The organism is Emticicia sp., from assembly GCF_049241225.1.
Taxonomy (GTDB): domain Bacteria; phylum Bacteroidota; class Bacteroidia; order Cytophagales; family Spirosomataceae; genus Emticicia.
In genome coordinates this window covers 10390-29459 of record NZ_JBMLRC010000105.1, presented here as the reverse complement: position 1 = coordinate 29459, position 19070 = coordinate 10390, and the positions used below count along the sequence as shown (strand labels likewise).

Genomic DNA, 19070 nt, shown 5'->3' with positions numbered 1-19070 from the left:
AGTAAAAATGGAAAAATTACATACAAATCTTTTAATTGTCGGTGGAGGTATTGGTGGGTGTGCTGCTGCAAAAGCAGCCTGCGAAGCTGGTTTAAATGTCATTATGACCGAAGAGTCAGATTGGATTGGTGGACAATTTACCAGTCAAGCTACGCCACCCGACGAACACGGTTGGATTGAAAAATTTGGTTCTACGCAGTCATATCGAAATTTTCGAAATAGTGTTAGAGAATATTATAAAAAACATTATCCACTTACCGAATCGGCTTTACAAAATCTAGTTCTGAACCCTGGCGATGGGTGGGTTTCTCCACTTTGTGCAGAACCGAAAGTATTTTTAGCCGTATTTGAAGAAATGTTGCAACCATTTGTAACAAATGGGCAATTAAAAATTTTACGATATCATACACCAATTCGGGCTGATTTTTCGGAAAATCGAGTAGAAAGTGTTACGGTTGCTCATACCAATACTAAATATGAGTTACTCATTGAAGCTGAGTTTTTTGTTGATGCTACCGAACTCGGAGAAATACTTCCGCTTACCAATACTGAGTACGTAACTGGCTCTGAGAGTCAGGCTGAAACCGAAGAGCCAAATGCTAAAATGCAGGCAAATTCAATTAATTCGCAGGCGTTTTCGATGTGCTTTGCTATGAGCTATCACGAAGGTGAAGAATGGACGATTGAACGACCTAAAAATTATGATTTCTGGCGAAAATTTGTACCAAAACTCACACCTGCTTGGAGCGGAGAGTTGTTGTGTCTGACGGGGTTAAGTCCACGTACGTTAGAGCCTGTACATTATAATTTTGTGCCTAATAATGAGCCCAATAAAGCATTTGCGGGACTCTGGACTTATCGCCGCATTTTACACAAAAAAAACTTTCAAGAAGGGCGTTACGACTCAGATATTACGCTGGTCAATTACCCACAAATTGATTATTTATTGGGCGATTTACTCAGTGCAAATGCCGAAGAAAAAGCTCGAATGATTGCCGAAGCGAAAGAGCAAAGTTTATCTTTTTTATACTATTTACAAACAGAATTGGGCTTTAAAGGCTTGAAAATAAGAGAAGATATTACGGGTACTTCTGATGGTTTGGCCAAAAGTCCGTATATCAGAGAGGCTCGAAGAATAAAAGCAGAATTTACTATCAAAGAGCAGCATGTTTCAGCAAAATATCTACCAAACCAAGTGTTGGCAGTACCATTTGAAGATTCGGTTGGTGTTGGCTTTTATCGCATTGATTTGCACCCAAGTGTTGGCGGCGATAATTACGTAGATGTAGAAAGCTTACCATTTCAGATTCCGTTGGGAGCATTGATTCCGAAGCGAGTCGAAAACCTTTTGCCTGCTTGTAAAAATATCGGAACTACTCATATTACCAATGGGTGTTATCGACTGCATCCAATTGAGTGGAACATCGGTGAAGTAGTGGGCAATTTGGTGGCCTTCTGTTTAGAAAATCAGAAAAAACCAGCCGAAGTCAGAAACAACTCACAACTTCTGACTCAATTTCAGTCTTTAATCGTACAGAAAGGAGTAGAAATTGAGTGGCCAAAAGATTTGATATTGGCCGAAGGCGACCCACATATTCATGCCATGTGAGATAAGAAATGAATACCGAATATTTTCAAATAATGGGTAAAGAATTAGCCGAAGGCATCTTTGAGCAATTTGGCACACGAAGCATTTTGCAGTTGTGCCAGATTGCTCAGATAAACGTTCGTTATGAAAAATGGAATCCTACGACGCTGGGAGAATTTGACCAAAAAAACAACATTATTTGTCTCAATTTGAATGCAAAAGTGCCACTGTATCAGATTCTTGCCCACGAAATAGGACATTATTTTATTCATCAAAAAAATATTCAGTTAAGTCGAGCTGAGGAAGAAATTGTAGCAAGCACTTTTGCTGAATATTTTCAAGAATAAAAGATTGTTATTGAAAAACATTTTCCATCACCAGTGTGTATGCCCCAAGCATGGTGGTTTTATCGGCCAATGTTGAGGTTTTTATTTCGCAATCACCCACAAGTTGAGGCAAGCCGTATAAACTTAATCCTTTAATGACAGGATATTTCATCAGTTCGGCCACATCCGTAAATCGCCCCCCTATGATAATCAGGCCAGGATTCAGCGTTTGAACCAACATAGAAAGAGCTTGCCCTAATCTTTCTCCCATTTCGATTAATAATCCTCTGGCAGTTTGGTCGCTAGTATGCACCAATTGTATGATTTCACGATATTTAAGTTTTTTTGCCGCATTTGCCGGGTCTAAGTCTTGAAATTGTCGCTCAAGAGCATAACCCGAAACAACTGTTTCTAAGCAACCTTTCTTGCCGCAAACACAGAGTTTGTCGTTATCTTCAAAATGAATATGGCCAAATTCTCCTGCAAAGCCAGATTCTCCACTGTGCAAATGACCATTAGAGATGAAGCCAATTCCTAAGCCTCTACTCAAATTTACGTAAATAATATTCGATTTTTCACGAGCGAAACCAAAATTTTGTTCGCCCAAAGTCATTAATCGCGTATCGTTATCAATAAAAACAGGATAACCCCAACGTTCACTCAAAAGCTTGGCAAGTGGAGTTTCAAAATTCAAAAAACTGTAACTAATGCCCTTTTTACCGTCTACTCTGCCAGTTATGCCAATACCCACTCCTAAAATTTTAGTATCAGGAATACCTTTTTTGCTAATCAGATCGGGTACAGTTCGAGCAACAAAATTGAAGGCTTCATCACGATTATTGATGTCGAAATTATCAGTTTCGTACTCGTAAATCAATTCATGATTGAGATTCACAATACTAAATCTGAAAGAATTAATGAGTAATTCTACACCCACAATGTACCCCAATGAAGAGTCAAGACAAAACAACGACGGTGGTCGGCCGCCCGATGACTCCCGCTTGCCCGATTCAACTAATATACCTTGTTCTACCAGTTCATTGATGAGTTTGGTGGTGGTAGGAAGGCTCAAGCCCGAAAAATCCTTAATCTCAGGTATTGTCTTTTCGCCTTCTTGTAATAAATATTGAAGGATTTTTTTTGTTTGGGTTTGTTGATTGTTTCGACCATTTGCTGCATTTAAGGTCTCAATATAAGCTCTCATTCCTTCTTTTTCCAGATTTTAATCGCTTTAAATATATTTTATAAAATTAAATTTTTACTTTTATAAAAAATTTAATAAAGATAATAAAATAATTGCACTATTATCTTCAACTTTGTTTGTCCTGACTTTTTTAAACCAATAATTGGAATATTTTACTAAACTAAGAATAATCTCTGACTGTGAAAAATTTTGAAAAATATAGTAGCCAATATAAGACCGAATTATTAGAAAACATCTTACCTTTTTGGATGAAATTTTCGAAAGATGAAACCCACGGTGGCTACTTTACCTGCCTTACTAAAGAGGGAGAAGTATTTGATACTGACAAGTTTGTTTGGTTACAAGGCCGTGGCGTATGGATGTTTTCGATGTTATATAATAATTTAGAACCTCGTCAAGAATGGCTCGATTATGCCCTACACGGAGCCGATTTCTTACAAAAATATGGTCAAGCAATCGACGGAACTTGGTATTTTTCGCTCACACGTGAAGGCAAACCTTTGGTACAGCCCTACAATATATTCTCTGATTGCTTTGCAACACAGGCGTTCGGTCAGCTCTATAAAGCTACCCAAAAAGCCGAGTATGCAGAGTTGGCTCGTAAAACCTTTTATTCGATTTTAGAACGAAGAAGTAATCCTAAACGTAACTGGTCGAAGGCAGTGAGTGGTACTCGTCCACTAAAGAACTTTGCTTTACCCATGATTTTGTGTAATCTGTCGCTCGAAATAGAACATCTACTACCAGCAGAAGTTGTTGAAAAGCTAATTAGAGCGTGTATTGATGAAGTAATGGAGGTTTTTTATGATGCTAAATCGGGGTTAATTTTAGAAAATGTGACTCCCGAAGGACAATTTTCTGATAGTTTTGAGGGGCGATTATTGAATCCTGGCCATGCCATTGAGGCCATGTGGTTTATCATGGATTTGGGCGAACGGCTAAAAGATGCTTCGCTAATTGAAAAAGCAAAGCAACTTACGTTACGTACACTCGAATACGCATGGGATGAAAAATATGGTGGTATTTTTTATTTCATGGATGTGAAAAATAAACCTGTGCAACAACTCGAATGGGACCAAAAACTTTGGTGGGTGCACATCGAAACAATCATTGCATTGCTCAAAGGGTATTTACACACCGGCGATGAGCGTTGTTGGGAATGGTTCGAGAAAGTTCATGACTGGACTTGGAAGCATTTTCCTGACCACGAATACGGTGAATGGTATGGTTATCTAAGCCGAAACGGAGAGCCGCTACTGACGCTAAAAGGCGGAAAGTGGAAAGGATGTTATCATATTCCAAGAGGGCTGTACCAATCGTGGAAAACTTTAGAAAAAATTTGTCTTGTAGAAACAGTAGAGAAATAGCCCCTTGTTGGATGTAGGAAAAGAAAGTTAAGGGCAGGATGAAAAAATGCATAATTTGAGCGAGGCAATCGAATTCAAAATTTGAAGTAAAGAAAGAGGATTACTAACTTTTGATCCTTTTTCTATTTTACACCTTAATAAATCTCATTTGTTAGGAAGTTGCTAACTTTAACTGTCAGTATCTGACCGCACATTTTAATAACCTACAAAAAAAGCATAGAAAAAATGTATGATTGAATTAATCCTCATGTACATTATCAAAAGAATGTCCAGCGAATCATTGGTCGAACAGAAAGTATGGTAGAAAGTTGACATCAAATATAAGATCATTATCACAAAGATAAGCATCATTTATAGCTATTTCTGAGTGCTGCTCATACAAAGGGTTTAAACAATGAAGTTGTGAAGCACTAATTTATTTGTGACAATTATGTATTATTAAGTGGCTTGTAATCAATTGTTTATGGATTTGGGTTAGAGTCAGGCCACCCTGACAAATTAGGTAATGAATTGTATCAAAAGCTCCAAAGTCGTATGATTTTTGAGCTTCTTTGTTTTTTATAGGATGAAGTGCGTTAGTGCTAATAATGATGACTTTTACATTGCCGTCCAAAATTCTGGTTTAATTGTCAGCCTTCCGACAAATCAATTCTTCAAGCATCGCTACCTTTGTTGCCTAAAAGCTACAAAGGTATGTCTGAATCATTTGCAATATTATTATTAACCGCACTCATTAGTTTTGTTGGCTCGATTCAACCTGGTCCGGTAAACCTTTCGGTTGTGCAAGCTACGCTTTCGCAAAGTTTTAAAGTGGGTGTTTGGGTAGCTGCCAGTGGCACACTTCCCGAAATCATCTATACCTTGATTGCTCTCAAAGGCCAAACTTTCTTAAATAAAAATCCACTTATTTTTGAAGTCTTAGAAATAGCCGTTATTCCATTTTTTCTGATAATTGGCATTCATAGTTTCTACTTTCAATCAAAAACAATCAAAGATTTTAATCTCGCAAAAAGGCGAAGTTATATTTTAGTCGGCTTTGTCAACGGAATGCTCAACCCACAATTATTGCCTTTTTGGGTAGTGGTTTTGGTTTATCTTAATACATATTTCAATTTAAATTCATTTAGTTCGAAACTATCGTTTGTGCTTGGTGCTGCCTTGGGGGCGTTTCTTGTGTTGTTAAATTTTGCCTTTTTAGCAAAGCATTTTCAACACGCATTACTTGTTTTTTTTCATCGCTATTCCATCGAAAAAGTCATTGGCTTGTTTTTTATTTTGATGTCTGTATTTCAAACTTTTAAAATTCTTTTCTGAATTGTCAACCAGCCGACAATTCGTTTTTTATCAATCCACCAACTTTGCGATGTAAATTTTAAATCTCTATCAAAATGAAAAACAAATTTAGTGCGATAATTATTCTGCTCATGATTTTTTCTAAATGTGTTTTTGCACAAGAAAAAGCCATTTTTGTCAAAAACGGAATAGCTATCAGTGGCTATGATGCCGTAGCGTATTTTGCTGAAAGTAAGCCAGTTGAAGGAAAAACAGACTTTAGCTTTGATTGGAAAGATGCCAAATGGTTGTTTAGTTCACAAGCCAATTTAGAAGCTTTCAAAGCCAATCCAACAAAATACGCTCCGCAATACGGAGGCTTTTGTGCATACGGCGTGAGCGAAAACCACAAATCGCCAACCGACCCCAATGCTTGGACGATTGTCGATGACAAACTTTACCTCAATTATAGCAAAAAAGTAAAAGAATTGTGGTCGAAGGATATGCCGAACCGTATTCAGAAAGCTGATGAACTTTGGCCTTCTCTCAATAAATCTAACTAACCTAAAACCATCAATAAAATGAAATTCCGATTTTTAACCATCTGTTTTTTAGTGGGATTCTCCACTCAAATTTTTGCCCAAACGGCCGTTCGAGCCAAACAATTTAACCTTGAAAACGGCTTGGCGATTCAAGGCTACGACCCCGTGGCGTATTTTACACAAAACAAGGCCATTGAAGGGAATAAGCAATTCAGTGCCAATTTTGAAGGTGCAACCTACCGATTTGCCAGTGCAGCCAACAAAGATTTATTTCTGAAAGACCCCAAGAAATACGAGCCTCAATACGGTGGTTGGTGTGCTTATGCGATGGGTGCTACGGGCGAAAAAGTAGAGATCGACCCCGAAACTTTCAAGATTTTGAATGGAAAACTTTATCTTTTTTATCATTCTTGGGCAAATAATACGCTTTTAAAATGGAATAAAGATGAAACCAATCTAAAGTCGAAGGCCGATAAGAGTTGGATGAATATTTTTCACTAATTTAACCCAAAATACAATGAACCTTTCTAAAATAAGCTCTTGGATTTTACGAATCGTTGCCGCTGTGATTCTTTTACAAACACTTTATTTCAAATTTACGGCACACCCTGAGTCGGTTGAGTTGTTTAGCAAACTCGGCGTTGAGCCGTGGGGAAGAGTCGGAACGGGTGTTTTGGAGTTGATTACTGGAGTTTTACTCCTCATTCCTGCCACGGCGTTTATAGGTGGATTTCTCGGAATGGGACTCATGTTTGGAGCAATTGCTTCGCATTTATTTGTCATCGGAATCGAGTCGAAAGGCGATGGTGGTCAGCTTTTTATGTTGGCTATTATAGTATTAATTTGCTCGATTTTCATTCAAGTTATTCACCGAAATGAGGGTAAAAAGCTTTTAAAATTAATTATAAAATAGAAAAAATGGCACCGCAACGCTGACTGTGCAGATAAAACGGATGTGCTAACGCTGATTATCACAGATTTTAAATTAAATTTCTCTTGAAAATAACCATAATATCACCGAATGAAGCTCCCTCTTTCAATCATTAAAATCTTCAATTACGAATACTGGCCTTGGTGGGTTTTCTATCTACCAATGGCTCCGTATTGGCTTTATTTATCAGCTAAAACTCGTTCGCTTACATTTTTCACGGCCGTCAATCCGGGAATCGAGGCGGGCGGTTTTTATGGCGAAAGTAAAATTGACATTCTGAAAAATATCAATCCTCAATATTTGCCCAAAACTGTTTTCATTGATAAAATACAAGATTTTGAAAAAGCTATTAAACAATTAGAAATCAATCAGTTAACTTTCCCTATAATCGCAAAACCCAATATTGGCGAAAGAGGAACGAATGTTGCAAAAATCGAATCTTTGGAGCAATTAAAAGCCTATCATTTGCAAACACCCGAAGATTACATCATTCAAGAATTCATTACGTATCCCATAGAATTTGGCGTACTTTTTAGTCGTTTACCTAATCAATCACGTGGCAAAGTTTCGTCATTGACCATGAAGGAATTTCTAACGATCACAGGCGACGGAAAATCAACGATTCGGGAATTGATTGAGCAATCTACCCGAGCCAGATTTCAGTTAGAGGTTCTAGAAGCAAAATTAGGCGAAGGAATGAATGAAGTTTTACCGAAAGATGAAAAACGACTCCTCGAACCCATCGGGAATCATTGCCGAGGCACAAAATTTGTCAATTCAAATCAACTTATCAACGAAAAATTAGATGAAGTTTTCAGCAAAATTGCCGAAAGTTTTGATGGCTTTTATTACGGTCGTTTCGATATGAAAGTGGCAAGTATAGAAGATTTGTATCGAGGCGAAAACATCAGGATTATGGAACTCAATGGTGTAAGCTCTGACCCAGGGCATATTTATGACCCCAACTACCGACTTTGGCAAGCCTACCGAGATTTAAGTTGGCATTGGAAACGCAGTGCCAAGATTAGCATTCAGAATCAAAAAAACGGTTTTTCACCTTTACCTTTCAGCGAAGTTTGGGCAATTATCAAAAAACATTTTTTGATTGTGTAACCTTTCATGTTTTTTTTGCGTATACTGGAAGTATAAAATACCTAAAAATACTAATGAATCTAGATACAAAATATTGGTACCTGAGAGACCACAAACTTTTCAGTGTACTTTCTTCTTCTGAATTGAAGTCTATCTGTATGATTTCAAATTTTAAAACAGCTAAAAAAGGGGAAATTATTTTGTTTTCGCACGATGAAGACCAAAGGGTTTATTTTCTGAAAAAAGGCACATTGAAAATCGTTGAAATCGACGAAAAGGGCAATGAAATCGTTAAAGATGTCATTCAGAAAGGTGATATTTTTGGAGAATTTACGCTTACAGAATCACAATCAGAAGAATATGCCGTAACTGTATCGGATACTGTTACGTGTTGTAGTTTTAAGATGGATGATTTTGAAAAACTTTTAGAGAAAAACCCTCAATTGGGGCTTTCTTACACGAAATGGATGGGGTTTAGGTTTAAAAGACTTCAAAATCGCTACTCAAATCTGATGTTTAAGGATGTTCGCACACGCTTCAAAAGCTTTTTAGACGAGTGGGCTGCCAAAGAAGGCACGGCGTCGGCCGATGAAGTTGTTCTGACAAACTACCTTACCCATCAAGACATCGCCAGTTTGATTTGTAGCACACGCCAGACGGTTACGCAACTCTTCAATGAGTTCAAAGAAAAAGGTATTTTAGATTACTCTCGCACCGAAATTATTTTGAAAAAAGCTGCGTGAAATTTTCATTAATTTTTTGTTTAGGTCGTCCAGCCGACAATCCAGGTATTAGCTAACGCTGATATTTGTATTATAAAAACAAAAAACTATGAAAACAATCATCGCTCTTATTGCCGCTGTGTGTTTGGCTGGATGTCAGAAAGCTGATATTCTCGACACAAATTCTACTACCAATCCGATGGTCAATAACATGGCCACGCAAACTAATTTTAACCCTGCCGGACAGACACTTGTACTACAGGGAAACTTCGAGAGTGCCGTACATGCCACATCGGGAGTTGTAAAAATCTACGAAGACAAAGACAAAAAACGCACGTTGGTTTTTGAAAATTTCAAGACCGATGCTGGTCCTGATTTAAGGATTTACCTCGCCGAAGACCGTTCGGTAACCAATTTTATTCAGATAACCGATAAAGTACAAAATGGTAATCTTTCCTTGGCAATTCCTGCCAATGCCGATTTCAAAAAACAAAATCACGTACTGATTTGGTGCCGACAATTTTCGGTTTTGTTCGGCTTTGCAACTTTGAAGTGAGGCTTGCATACAAAATCTTATTTACCTCACCCAACGGTTACGACCGACCGTCCTCTCCTACGAGGAGAGGGCTTTTACCCCCTTCTCCATGAGGAGAAGGGATGGGGATGAGGTAACTAACAAACCAATCATTTTTGAAAAAACACTAACATGAAAAAAATACTCATATTTCTATTAATAAGTAGCTCATTATCAGCACAATATCAGTACACCAAAACCCAAAGAAACCTCGATTTTGCTCTTGCTTTTGGCACGGCAGCTTCTCCTTCGGTTTCATATCAAAAACTTTACGGAATCGGTAAATCTGACCGTTTTAAAATTGGTTGGGGTGTGCGTCTGAATACTTTTTTTAGCGGACAAAAAGATTATATCACAGCACCTGCAAGCCTAACTTCGGGCAAACAGAGCATTGTAGCTTTGTTTACCGAAAACATTGCCAGCAACCTCGATACCCTACAACTAACAAAATCGGCTTTGGGTAGTTTAAATGGTAAAGTTGTGCTACAATACAGTTTCCGAAAACTCGATATTGGGTTCAATATTGATGCCGTTGGGTTCTCGTTTGGCAAAAAGCAATCGGGTAAATTTGTAGCAAATGAGTCGAAATCGCTCAATAATTCTACTCAAACCGCCAAACCAACGCCTTTAAATCTATTATTGATTAGCGATAGCGACATTGGAAGTTTGAATTCAGAATTATATTTTCGATATTGGGTCAATGACCGTTTTGCGGTGCGTGCAGGGGCAAGTTTTCAGTTTTTGGAATACACAACCGATAAAGTTTTAACCTTTGAAAACGACCGTTTTCGACACAAAACTTTGCTGCCGTTTGTAGCCATCACTTATTCACCATTTAAAATGATTTACAAAGATGTTCGCTAAATTATCGAAAAGTATTCTTCTGTTGTTTGCCATCGTGCAAGCCACATTGAGCCACGCCCAAAATTGGAAGCCCACGACCGCTGCCGTAACATTCAAGATAAAACACGCATTGGGCTCTACTGCCGATGGTTCGTTCAAAGGTTTTTCGGGAACGGTAGTTTTCGATGCCAATAATCTTGCGGGTTCTGCATTAAAGGCAAGTATTGACACCAAAACCATTGATACAGGTTTGGGGCTTCGTGATAAAACCCTCAAAGGCAGCGATTACTTTGAAGTAGAAAAATACCCGAAAATCTCGATGGTTTCGACCAAAATTGAAAAAGGAACAAAAGAAAACGAATACATCGGTTATTTTAATCTAACGATTAAGAAAACAACAAAAAATGTAAAAATTCCTTTCACTTTTACCCAAAATGGCACAAATGCCCAATTGAAAAGCACTTTTCAGGTTAATAGGATAGAGTATGAGGTTGGAGAAAAAAGTTCGCTTTTGGGCGATGTCGCCACGGTTTCTATCACTTTAAACGTTCAACAATAAAATGACTGTAAACGCCTCTCTCTCAGTTCTTAACCAATTAAATGACCTACTTTCGCAACTAAAACCTACTGAATATTCCCAAAAGCTGTCGGTTTTTAATGGAAGTAGTATCGGGCAACACGTGCGGCACACGGTAGAGTTTTTTCAGTGTTTACTCGAAGGATTCGACACCGGCACGATTGATTACGATGCAAGAAAACGGAATTTCCTCATCGAAACCGACTTGAATTATACGCTCACATTGGTCGAAATGATTCAGCAAAAAATCAAAGGTATCTCTAATACTTATTCGCCAATTCAGCTTAGAGTAAGTTATGGAGATGCTGATTATGAATTGGTTGAAACAAACTTCATGCGTGAATTAGTCTATCTCATCGAACACTCGATTCATCATTTTGCTTTGATTCGGATTGGGATTCAAGAGAATTTCAAGCACGTTGTCATCGAACCAAACTTTGGCGTAGCGTGTTCGACCATAAAATTTAAAGAAAAAATCGCCGTTTGTGAGTATTGATTTGATAAACAATGCTCTTATTTATCCTAAATTTATCAAAAAAAATGTGTGTTCTGACATATATTCCGACCGAAAATAACGGATTTATACTCACCTCAAACCGAGATGAGGCAGTTTCTCGTGAGCCAGCCATTCCACCCCGAAAATATCATCTTCACGGGCAAAACGTTTTCTTTCCGAAAGACCCTAAGGGCGGCGGAACGTGGATAGCAAGTAGTGGAAAAATCACACTGTGTTTGTTAAACGGCGGTGTTGCGAAGCACATTTCGCAACCACCTTATCGGCACAGTAGAGGTAAGATAATCATTGATTTTTTTACTTATAATTGTCTGGAAAACTTTGTGGCCAACTATGATTTTTCGGGAATTGAACCTTTTACGCTCGTTGTCATCAACAGTAATAATGGAGTCAAAATCAACGAATTACGGTGGGATGGTACGCAGATTTTTACGAAGGAAATCGACAAAACAAAACCACAAATTTGGTCGTCGGTGACGCTCTATTCTCCACAAGTTATTGCCATGCGTGAGCAATGGTTTATTGATTTTTTAGAGCAACCCATCAATCCCGAAAACGTACTGAATTTTCACCAAAACGGCGGTAATGGTGATGAACAAAATGCGATTAGAGTAAATAGAAATAATGTACTCAAAACAATCTCAACAACCCAGTTTGTTATCAACAACAAAGCATTCAGTATTTATTATGAAGATTTGTTAGTACAGCGAAAATATAATTTTAGAGTGATTGCATAAATCTAAGTTTCAGCCAATTTCTTTTGTTTGATATTTTTAATAAGTTGCTCATAGTCAGGTATTTGTGGGGACGTTTTATTACTCACGAATCTAGCTTAATCCTTGGTTTACGCTAAGGATTTTTTGTTTTGTAAGCAGCAAATTGCATAAAAAAATGTGATTAAAACACTTTCTTCTGTTCGTTTTCTTGCCATAAATTTTGTATATTTGGTATAATATCACACCATATTTATGCCATCTAAACCTAATAAAAATCTATCTAATTATCCGGACAAACCCTTTGATGAAATTGCTTTGGCTTTTTCTGGCGGAGGTTTTCGGGCTGCTTCATTTGCTTTCGGTACGATGTCGTACCTCAATCATCTGACATTCAAGGGAAAGTCGCTGCTTCAACGTACAAAATTCATGGCTTCGGCTTCGGGTGGTACGATTGCCGTAGCGATGTATTTACTTTCCTTACATCGAAAAGAAGATTTTGAGCAGTTTCGGAAGAATCTTTTGGCGTTTATGGATGGCGAAAAACTGCTGAGCGATGCCGTGCAGATGCTAACTGATGATAAAAACTGGCAGCACGGCACAAAAGAACAAAACTTTATTAATGCTTTTGCCAAGGTCTATGACGAAAAATTATTTCAATTGAAGTGGGAAAATATTTGGGCATTATCAAAAAGCACCCATATCAAAGAAGTTTGTATCAACACAACCGATTTTCAGAGTGGTCATAGTTTTCGTTTTCAAACCACCGAAGAAAATACCAGAAATATTATTGGAAATAGGTATGTGAATATCAAAGATACCAAGGAGGTTCGGCAATTAAGGGTGGGCGATTTATTGGCTGCTTCCTCGTGTTTCCCGATTGGTTTCGAGCCAATGGTTTTCCCCGACGATTTTGCCGAAAATGAAGAAAATAAGAAAAAATTGGCTGAAAACATTATCTTCAAAACTGCCAACAATAAAAATGTAGCAGGAACAGCATTTGGCTTGATGGATGGTGGAATAACCGACAATCAAGGTATAGAAAGTATGATGCTGGCCTATGACCGTAGAAATAACGAAACCGCCCAAAAGAAAGGAGTAAAACCGTTCGACCTAATGATTGTGGCCGATGTATCGAACAGAATTATTGCTCCGTATAATACGAAGGTATCAAAGATAGATTCTGAGATGAGTATCAATGGTTATCATAAAAAAGGAAAGCGATTATTGCCTTTTGGCGTTGGCGTATTGATACTATCTTTAGTTTCTTATTTTAGCTCATCTATCATTGGTTTTTCAAACGAAACTTGGGTTAATCTCTCAAAAGCGTTTGGCTATCTGACTTTCCTTCCGGCCATTGCTCTGATAGTAGGAGGGAGGTACTATAAAAGAAAAATAGCCGAATTGATTGCAAAAATTAAGACCGAAACCAGCGAAACACAAAACCTTAATTGGGATATTTTATCGAAATACGGACATTTCCTAACAACCATTAAAATATCTGTTCTTTCAAAATTATTATACAGCCGAATGTCGTCAACGGCTACAATGGCAAGCGAGGTTTTCTTGAAAAAAATCAGACGTGCTATTTTTGAAGAATTTTATGAATGCAAAGATTATGACTTTCGTCGAGTGTCGAATCTGATTTATACCTTGAGCGAAGGCTATCAAAATTCGGTCGAAAAAGAAGAAGAAAACAAAGCAATGGACGAAGTAAAACTGCTTTTACCAAGTTTAGAAATGATGAAAGTTGCCGAAAACGCTCGTACTACTGGCACAACCTTGTGGTTTTCGAAAAAAGATATTGACCAAAAGCGATTGAGAGATATTATTGCTACTGCTCAATTTACGCTCTGCAATGCCTTACTTTCGTATTTTAAGGAGTTAGAAAAAGAAACAAAGTATAAAGATTTGGCAGAGAAAGAAGAATTATTGCAACTGAAAAAACAAATCCTGACCGACTGGGAAGCATTTAAAGAGAATCCATATTATCTTTATCAAGCTTGATAAATCAAAAAAGCCAATTATGCGGTTTCGCACAATTGGCTTTTTGTATTAACGACTCATAACCAAATTATTTTGGTAAAACAACCGTGTCAATTACGTGAATCACACCATTGCTTTGATTTACGTCAGCGATTGTCACCGTTGATGTTCCACCTTTTTCGTCAGTCAAAACTACACTTTTACCTTTCAAAGATGCTTTCAATGTTCCACCTTGTACGGTTGTCATGGTAGCAGTTCCGTTTCCAGCTTTGATTTTTGCTACGATGTCAGCAGCACTCAATTTTCCTGCTACTACGTGGTAAGTCAAGATTGCTGTTAAAGTTGCTTTGTTTTCTGGTTTTACCAAAGTCTCAACCGTTCCTGCTGGTAATTTACCGAAAGCATCATTGGTTGGAGCAAATACTGTAAATGGGCCTGCACTTTGAAGCGTTTCTACTAAACCCGCTGCTTTTACTGCTGCCACAAGTGTTGTGTGGTCTTTTGAATTTACTGCATTTTCAACAATGTTTTTTGATGGATACATGGCTGCTCCGCCTACCATCACAGTTTTTTCTTTTTGTGCGAATGTACTTAATGAGATAAGTGCTGAAACGAATACTAATGCTAATTTTTTCATTGGATTTTTGTTGCGGAACGCCGCACCGTTTGAATGTTAATTGTTTAAGTTTTACATTTGTTATTTGTTGACTTAACTAACGGAATAAATCAATAGCTGGATTTAAAATTTTTAAAATATTTTACAATCGACTTATTATCAATTAGTTAAATCGTTTTTTTGTGAGCTGAGCCCAAAATGCTTGTTTATCAACTTACCTAATTATAAGGGTTTGTTTAATTTATTTGTTTTGAAATTAAACAAATAAAATTTGGTGTCAGGTTTTGGCCATTTACAATTATGGTTTTGCACGAAGAAAATATTCAAATTTTGTTTACCTTGCAAAGCCATTTTTTTAAAACCAAATCTTGAAAAAACGAACCATGACAGCCGAAAGCAATACACTTACGATTTCAAAAGATACCATGCAATCTACTTTTGAGGGTATATTGTTGAACAACGGATTGAGTGCAACCAAAGCAAAAGTTTGTGCCGAAATCTTTACAATTAATAGCCTTGATGGAATCTATACGCATGGGGTAAATCGTTTTCCGAGATTTATAAAATATCTGAAAGGTGGCTTTGTAAAACCCGATGCCGAACCAAGTTTGGTTTCAAAATTCGGCGGAATTGAGCAATGGGATGGAAACCTCGGCCCCGGCCCATTGAATGCCATTCATGCAACCGAAAGAGCCATGAATTTAGCGGCCGAAAATGGCATTGGCTGTGTAGGTTTAGCCAATACAAACCACTGGATGCGGGGCGGAACCTACGGCTGGCAAGCTGCCAAAGCTGGGTTTATATTTATTGGCTGGACGAACACAATCGCTAACATGCCTGCTTGGGGAGCAACTGATGCAAAACTCGGAAATAATCCTTTAGTGATGGCTTTGCCTTATGAAAACGAAGCGATTGTGTTGGACATGGCTATGTCGCAGTATTCGTTTGGGGCAATGGAATTGGCAGCTATGAAAGGCGAAAAGCTTTCTGTGATTGGAGGTTTTGATACCGAAGGGAACCTGACCGACGACCCCAATGCGATTCTGAAATCTTGGCGATCGATGCCAGTTGGGTATTGGAAAGGAGCGGGGCTTTCGCTCTTGTTAGACATTCTGTCGGCTGTACTTTCGGGTGGCCTTTCAACTCACGAGGTAAGTAAAGAAGAAATCGAATATCGTCTTTCGCAAGTATATATCGCTATTGATATGAAGAAATTAGGTAATCATTCGGCTATTGCGGCAGCCGTAAGGCAAATCATCGACGATTATCATCAATCAAATCCGATTTCGGAGGGTAAAAAGGTAACATTCCCAGGCGAACGAGTATTGAATACGAGAGAAAAAAATACGCTCAATGGAATTCCAGTCTTGAAAAGTGTTTGGGAGGAAATCTTATCGTTGTAAACATCTTCCGTGAAACTCAGTGCGGGCTGCGAACCGTTTTTCCTTGCCTCCGTGGTAAGTAAGTGGTGTAATTAATATTTATTGTATATATAAATGATTGATTATGATGGTGTTATGCTACTGTGGACTTGCCGACTATTGACCGTGGACTATTTGTAAATCAAGTCTTTCTTTTCTTCTTCTTTGCCGAAGGAAAAAGTACATTATTCAAAATAAGACGATACCCCGGCGAGTGCGGAAAAAGATTCAAATCAGTGGGTGTTCTATGAAAACCACGGCGTCCTTCGGGGTCGTGGCCACCGTAAAAAACCCACTGACCAAGTCCCAGTTCACCGTACATGTATCGGTCAGATTCTTTGCTTTCACCCATTACTAAAACACTCGATTTGACAGTTTTTTTATTGAAAGCTGTCGTTTGTCCCATAAACTCACGAATCAAATGCTCATGATTTTGCACGAGCATGGCAGGAATAAAATCCCACTTTGCTGAAAAGTCGAATAAATTGAACCACGTATTATTTTCATCATCGAATCTGCCCGATGAAGCGTTTATATCCGAAAACGACATCGAATTATAGCCGTATCCGTCGCCGTCGTTGAGGTAGAGCGTAAAATCTTCAAAAGCAATAGTCTTACTGAAGTCGAGTTTTTCTTGGGCGTTATTGTCAACATTATCGCCATCGAAGCGGCTACTTACAATATCAACGCCCTCGGCCGAAAGAGCAATGTCGAGAGTTTCAGCTCCCGAACACATCGCAAACAAAAAACCGCCGCCCATGCAATAGGCTTTAATGGTTTTAGCTACATCGAGCTTGAGTGCCGAAATCTTATTGTACTTGAAGCGTTGAGCAATTTCTTCTTGAGCTTTCATATCTTTGTAGCTCATACGCCGCATGTTTCGCCCAAATTGTCCCGTAAAATCTTCGTGGTGTAGGTGAAGCCAGTCGTATTTATTAAGGTCGCCTCGCAAAATTTCTTCATCATAGACTACCTCAAAAGGAATCTCGGCATATTTTAGCACTAACAAAACCGCATCGGTATCTTCAAATGATGATGTGCTTATTTTGGAAGGAGAATAAACCGCAATACGTGCCGCTTTGTGCAGCCGCATTGATTCCATATTTACATCAGGATTAGCAATCTGTTGCTTCAGCGATTGCACATCAGCATCGGAAAGTACTTCAAACGAAACGCCACGAATCAGACATTCTTTTTGCAAGTTTGATGAGTAAGGAGCCAAGAAACTCCCCCCTCGAAAATTCAGTAGCCAGTCTATTTCTATATTGTTTTTAAGGGTTATGTAGGCAATTCCGTAGGCTTTCAGATGATTACTTTGGGTGTCATCCATCGGAATCAGAATGGAGTTCGCAAAACATCGCCCCACAAACAAGAGCAACAACAGAGGTAAGAATCTATTAGACATGGCTCAAGCGTTTAAAGAATTTAGGTAAATATAGACTAAAACTCTCGATAATGTAAATAGAAAAGCAAAATTATTTTACTGATAGTCAGGTTGTTAAACAAAAAAATAGCCTCCGGAAGGTGATTCGTCCGGAGGCTATTTTATGATGGGGTATTTTTATCTTTTAATTAATTCTTGAGCAGCACTTTTGCCCGAAATATACGCACCTTCGATATTACCAATGCCGAAGCCATCACCCGCAAAAATTAGCGGAAATTTGGTGGATTTTGAGACTAAACAATTTTCTGAGTAACGCTCAGCGGCTAAGCTGTATCGCCAGCGATGTACTTGGTAGCTTTCAATCGAGTCGGGAGCGATAAGATTTGGTATTTCAGAAAGTAATTGATGCCCGATTTGAGTTAAATCATCATCGAAGTGTGCCGAGCTAAAAGCAGGCGTGGCATGAATGGTAGCCGAAAAAACCGGCGAAATTCCCTTTTGAAAGTTATCTGCTACCCAAGCGATGTTGCCATTTTTGAGGCTTATTCCTCCTGGGCTTGGAATATTCGTTTGGGCTTTTAAAGTGGCCATCACGGCAATGCATGGGTCGTAATTTATCTCCTTCAAATGCTCAATTTCAGCTGTTGCTATTTCGCTTTTTTGCAGTAGTTCAATGGCTTGTGGAGAAGGAGTTGTACAAATAATGGCATCAGCTTCATAAGTATTACCCGCTTCGGTTATTACTTTGATGTTACCTCCGCTCTCCGAAATATTGACTACTTTTTCGTTGGTGATTACATTAAGTTTTTCGGCCAAAAATTTTGGAATATTGCTCATCCCTTCAGTACCGATTACTCTTGCATGAGAAAACGAAGTATCGCCTTCTTGCAAGTGCCATTCTTTAGCAATATTTTTTTGGATGATAGCTTGGGCAAATGCCTGAAAATCTGGAGTTTTGGTTGAAAAATATTGAGCACCGTGGTCGAAACGGGCTTCACCCGCACGACGAGTGGCCATTCGACCTCCAACACCTCTGCCTTTATCGAGAATCGTCACTTCCCAATTATTTTTGATTAATTCGTGAGCGGCAGTCAGTCCCGACAAGCCTGCACCGATAATAATACAAGTTTTTTTCAATGTAATGCCGTAAGTTTATAGGATAATATACGCTTTATTGAATTAACTATAAACCGACTAAATGGTTTATTTTTTTCTCTGTAACCACCGATTTGCCTTATAGCAGAGCCAAGCTGAGCCTGCTCCAATGGCTGCTCCTGCCAGCACATCGCTCGGGTAATGAACACCTAAGTGTAAGCGTGAATATGCTGCCGCACTTGCCCATGTGTAGGCGGGAATTACCACATACCATTTTCTGAATGTAAGGCTGAGCGAAGTAGC

Annotated in this window: 21 protein-coding genes; 16 read left to right on the top strand and 5 right to left on the bottom strand. The window is 38.5% G+C overall.

Annotated features, from left to right (window positions below):
• Nucleotides 1-7 precede the first annotated feature (7 nt).
• Both ACOVO2_RS06660 and ACOVO2_RS06655 read left to right on the top strand, forming a co-directional pair.
• Nucleotides 8-1609, top strand: a complete 1602-nt coding sequence (locus ACOVO2_RS06660) for an FAD-dependent oxidoreductase (protein WP_421769222.1) — start codon at nt 8-10, stop codon at nt 1607-1609.
• 32 nt (nt 1610-1641) lie between these two features.
• Nucleotides 1642-1935 (top strand): ImmA/IrrE family metallo-endopeptidase, encoded by a 294-nt coding sequence (locus ACOVO2_RS06655; protein ID WP_421769221.1) that lies wholly within the window; start codon nt 1642-1644, stop codon nt 1933-1935.
• Between the two features lie 7 nt (nt 1936-1942).
• Here the strand turns inward: ACOVO2_RS06655 and ACOVO2_RS06650 are convergent, their stop codons facing one another.
• On the bottom strand, nt 1943-3118 hold the full coding sequence (locus ACOVO2_RS06650) for an ROK family protein (protein WP_421769220.1): 1176 nt from the start codon (nt 3116-3118) through the stop codon (nt 1943-1945).
• A gap of 179 nt (nt 3119-3297) precedes the next feature.
• On the opposite strand from ACOVO2_RS06650, the gene ACOVO2_RS06645 reads away from it, so the two are divergent.
• The 13 genes from ACOVO2_RS06645 (at nt 3298) to ACOVO2_RS06585 (ending at nt 14272) form a co-directional block, all read left to right on the top strand.
• The gene (locus ACOVO2_RS06645; protein WP_421769219.1) at nt 3298-4485 is read left to right on the top strand and encodes an AGE family epimerase/isomerase; all 1188 of its coding nucleotides are present in this window, start codon (nt 3298-3300) and stop codon (nt 4483-4485) included.
• Nucleotides 4486-5178: 693 nt separating this feature from the next.
• A complete protein-coding gene (locus ACOVO2_RS06640) occupies nt 5179-5799 on the top strand; it encodes a LysE family translocator (RefSeq protein WP_421769218.1) in 621 nt (206 codons plus the stop codon).
• 74 nt (nt 5800-5873) lie between these two features.
• Entirely contained in the window at nt 5874-6320 is a 447-nt protein-coding gene (locus ACOVO2_RS06635; protein ID WP_421769217.1) for a YHS domain-containing (seleno)protein, read from the top strand.
• 18 nt (nt 6321-6338) lie between these two features.
• Nucleotides 6339-6800: a YHS domain-containing (seleno)protein gene (locus ACOVO2_RS06630; RefSeq protein ID WP_421769216.1), complete on the top strand. Its 462-nt coding sequence runs from the start codon at nt 6339-6341 to the stop codon at nt 6798-6800.
• Between the two features lie 16 nt (nt 6801-6816).
• Entirely contained in the window at nt 6817-7212 is a 396-nt protein-coding gene (locus ACOVO2_RS06625; protein ID WP_421769215.1) for a DoxX family protein, read from the top strand.
• Between the two features lie 108 nt (nt 7213-7320).
• Entirely contained in the window at nt 7321-8343 is a 1023-nt protein-coding gene (locus ACOVO2_RS06620) for a hypothetical protein (RefSeq protein ID WP_421769214.1), read from the top strand.
• Between the two features lie 53 nt (nt 8344-8396).
• Nucleotides 8397-9065 (top strand): Crp/Fnr family transcriptional regulator, encoded by a 669-nt coding sequence (locus ACOVO2_RS06615; RefSeq protein ID WP_421769213.1) that lies wholly within the window; start codon nt 8397-8399, stop codon nt 9063-9065.
• 88 nt (nt 9066-9153) lie between these two features.
• Nucleotides 9154-9600: a DM13 domain-containing protein gene (locus tag ACOVO2_RS06610; RefSeq protein WP_421769212.1), complete on the top strand. Its 447-nt coding sequence runs from the start codon at nt 9154-9156 to the stop codon at nt 9598-9600.
• 150 nt (nt 9601-9750) lie between these two features.
• Nucleotides 9751-10482, top strand: a complete 732-nt coding sequence (locus tag ACOVO2_RS06605) for a hypothetical protein (protein WP_421769211.1) — start codon at nt 9751-9753, stop codon at nt 10480-10482.
• Nucleotides 10472-11020, top strand: a complete 549-nt coding sequence (locus tag ACOVO2_RS06600; RefSeq protein WP_421769210.1) for a YceI family protein — start codon at nt 10472-10474, stop codon at nt 11018-11020. The genes ACOVO2_RS06605 and ACOVO2_RS06600 overlap by 11 nt, the downstream gene beginning before the upstream one ends.
• A gap of 1 nt (nt 11021) precedes the next feature.
• The gene (locus ACOVO2_RS06595) at nt 11022-11534 is read left to right on the top strand and encodes a hypothetical protein (protein ID WP_421769209.1); all 513 of its coding nucleotides are present in this window, start codon (nt 11022-11024) and stop codon (nt 11532-11534) included.
• 11 nt (nt 11535-11545) lie between these two features.
• Nucleotides 11546-12289, top strand: a complete 744-nt coding sequence (locus ACOVO2_RS06590; protein ID WP_421769208.1) for an NRDE family protein — start codon at nt 11546-11548, stop codon at nt 12287-12289.
• Nucleotides 12290-12520: 231 nt separating this feature from the next.
• Entirely contained in the window at nt 12521-14272 is a 1752-nt protein-coding gene (locus ACOVO2_RS06585) for a patatin-like phospholipase family protein (RefSeq protein ID WP_421769207.1), read from the top strand.
• A gap of 67 nt (nt 14273-14339) precedes the next feature.
• Here ACOVO2_RS06585 and ACOVO2_RS06580 read toward each other — a convergent pair whose 3' ends face one another.
• Nucleotides 14340-14888 carry a fasciclin domain-containing protein gene (locus ACOVO2_RS06580; protein ID WP_421769206.1) on the bottom strand — a complete coding sequence of 183 codons (549 nt, stop codon included), beginning with the start codon at nt 14886-14888 and terminating at the stop codon, nt 14340-14342.
• Nucleotides 14889-15235: 347 nt separating this feature from the next.
• Between ACOVO2_RS06580 and yiaK the strand changes: the two genes are divergently transcribed.
• Nucleotides 15236-16270, top strand: a complete 1035-nt coding sequence (gene yiaK / locus ACOVO2_RS06575) for a 3-dehydro-L-gulonate 2-dehydrogenase (RefSeq protein WP_421769205.1) — start codon at nt 15236-15238, stop codon at nt 16268-16270.
• Between the two features lie 160 nt (nt 16271-16430).
• Here yiaK and ACOVO2_RS06570 read toward each other — a convergent pair whose 3' ends face one another.
• The 3 genes from ACOVO2_RS06570 to ACOVO2_RS06560 form a co-directional block, all read right to left on the bottom strand.
• Nucleotides 16431-17693, bottom strand: a complete 1263-nt coding sequence (locus tag ACOVO2_RS06570) for an asparagine synthetase B (protein ID WP_421769204.1) — start codon at nt 17691-17693, stop codon at nt 16431-16433.
• A gap of 156 nt (nt 17694-17849) precedes the next feature.
• The gene (locus tag ACOVO2_RS06565; RefSeq protein WP_421769203.1) at nt 17850-18809 is read right to left on the bottom strand and encodes an NAD(P)/FAD-dependent oxidoreductase; all 960 of its coding nucleotides are present in this window, start codon (nt 18807-18809) and stop codon (nt 17850-17852) included.
• Nucleotides 18810-18875: 66 nt separating this feature from the next.
• Nucleotides 18876-19070, bottom strand: a 195-nt coding sequence (locus ACOVO2_RS06560; RefSeq protein WP_421769202.1) for a phosphatase PAP2 family protein, incomplete at its 5' end; no start/stop codon positions are given.

Excerpts from the sequence above, each read along its gene's own strand:
- ACOVO2_RS06585 (WP_421769207.1), top strand. The coding sequence starts at position 12,521 with ATGCCATCTAAACCTAATAAAAATCTATCTAATTATCCGGACAAACCC.
- ACOVO2_RS06595 (WP_421769209.1), top strand. The coding sequence starts at position 11,022 with ATGACTGTAAACGCCTCTCTCTCAGTTCTTAACCAATTAAATGACCTA.
- ACOVO2_RS06630 (WP_421769216.1), top strand. The coding sequence starts at position 6,339 with ATGAAATTCCGATTTTTAACCATCTGTTTTTTAGTGGGATTCTCCACT.
- ACOVO2_RS06625 (WP_421769215.1), top strand. The coding sequence starts at position 6,817 with ATGAACCTTTCTAAAATAAGCTCTTGGATTTTACGAATCGTTGCCGCT.
- ACOVO2_RS06650 (WP_421769220.1), bottom strand. The coding sequence starts at position 3,118 with ATGAGAGCTTATATTGAGACCTTAAATGCAGCAAATGGTCGAAACAAT.
- ACOVO2_RS06655 (WP_421769221.1), top strand. The coding sequence starts at position 1,642 with ATGGGTAAAGAATTAGCCGAAGGCATCTTTGAGCAATTTGGCACACGA.
- ACOVO2_RS06640 (WP_421769218.1), top strand. The coding sequence starts at position 5,179 with ATGTCTGAATCATTTGCAATATTATTATTAACCGCACTCATTAGTTTT.
- ACOVO2_RS06660 (WP_421769222.1), top strand. The coding sequence starts at position 8 with ATGGAAAAATTACATACAAATCTTTTAATTGTCGGTGGAGGTATTGGT.
- ACOVO2_RS06635 (WP_421769217.1), top strand. The coding sequence starts at position 5,874 with ATGAAAAACAAATTTAGTGCGATAATTATTCTGCTCATGATTTTTTCT.
- ACOVO2_RS06590 (WP_421769208.1), top strand. The coding sequence starts at position 11,546 with ATGCTCTTATTTATCCTAAATTTATCAAAAAAAATGTGTGTTCTGACA.
- ACOVO2_RS06600 (WP_421769210.1), top strand. The coding sequence starts at position 10,472 with ATGTTCGCTAAATTATCGAAAAGTATTCTTCTGTTGTTTGCCATCGTG.
- ACOVO2_RS06570 (WP_421769204.1), bottom strand. The coding sequence starts at position 17,693 with ATGTCTAATAGATTCTTACCTCTGTTGTTGCTCTTGTTTGTGGGGCGA.
- ACOVO2_RS06610 (WP_421769212.1), top strand. The coding sequence starts at position 9,154 with ATGAAAACAATCATCGCTCTTATTGCCGCTGTGTGTTTGGCTGGATGT.
- ACOVO2_RS06620 (WP_421769214.1), top strand. The coding sequence starts at position 7,321 with ATGAAGCTCCCTCTTTCAATCATTAAAATCTTCAATTACGAATACTGG.
- ACOVO2_RS06605 (WP_421769211.1), top strand. The coding sequence starts at position 9,751 with ATGAAAAAAATACTCATATTTCTATTAATAAGTAGCTCATTATCAGCA.
- ACOVO2_RS06580 (WP_421769206.1), bottom strand. The coding sequence starts at position 14,888 with ATGAAAAAATTAGCATTAGTATTCGTTTCAGCACTTATCTCATTAAGT.
- ACOVO2_RS06615 (WP_421769213.1), top strand. The coding sequence starts at position 8,397 with ATGAATCTAGATACAAAATATTGGTACCTGAGAGACCACAAACTTTTC.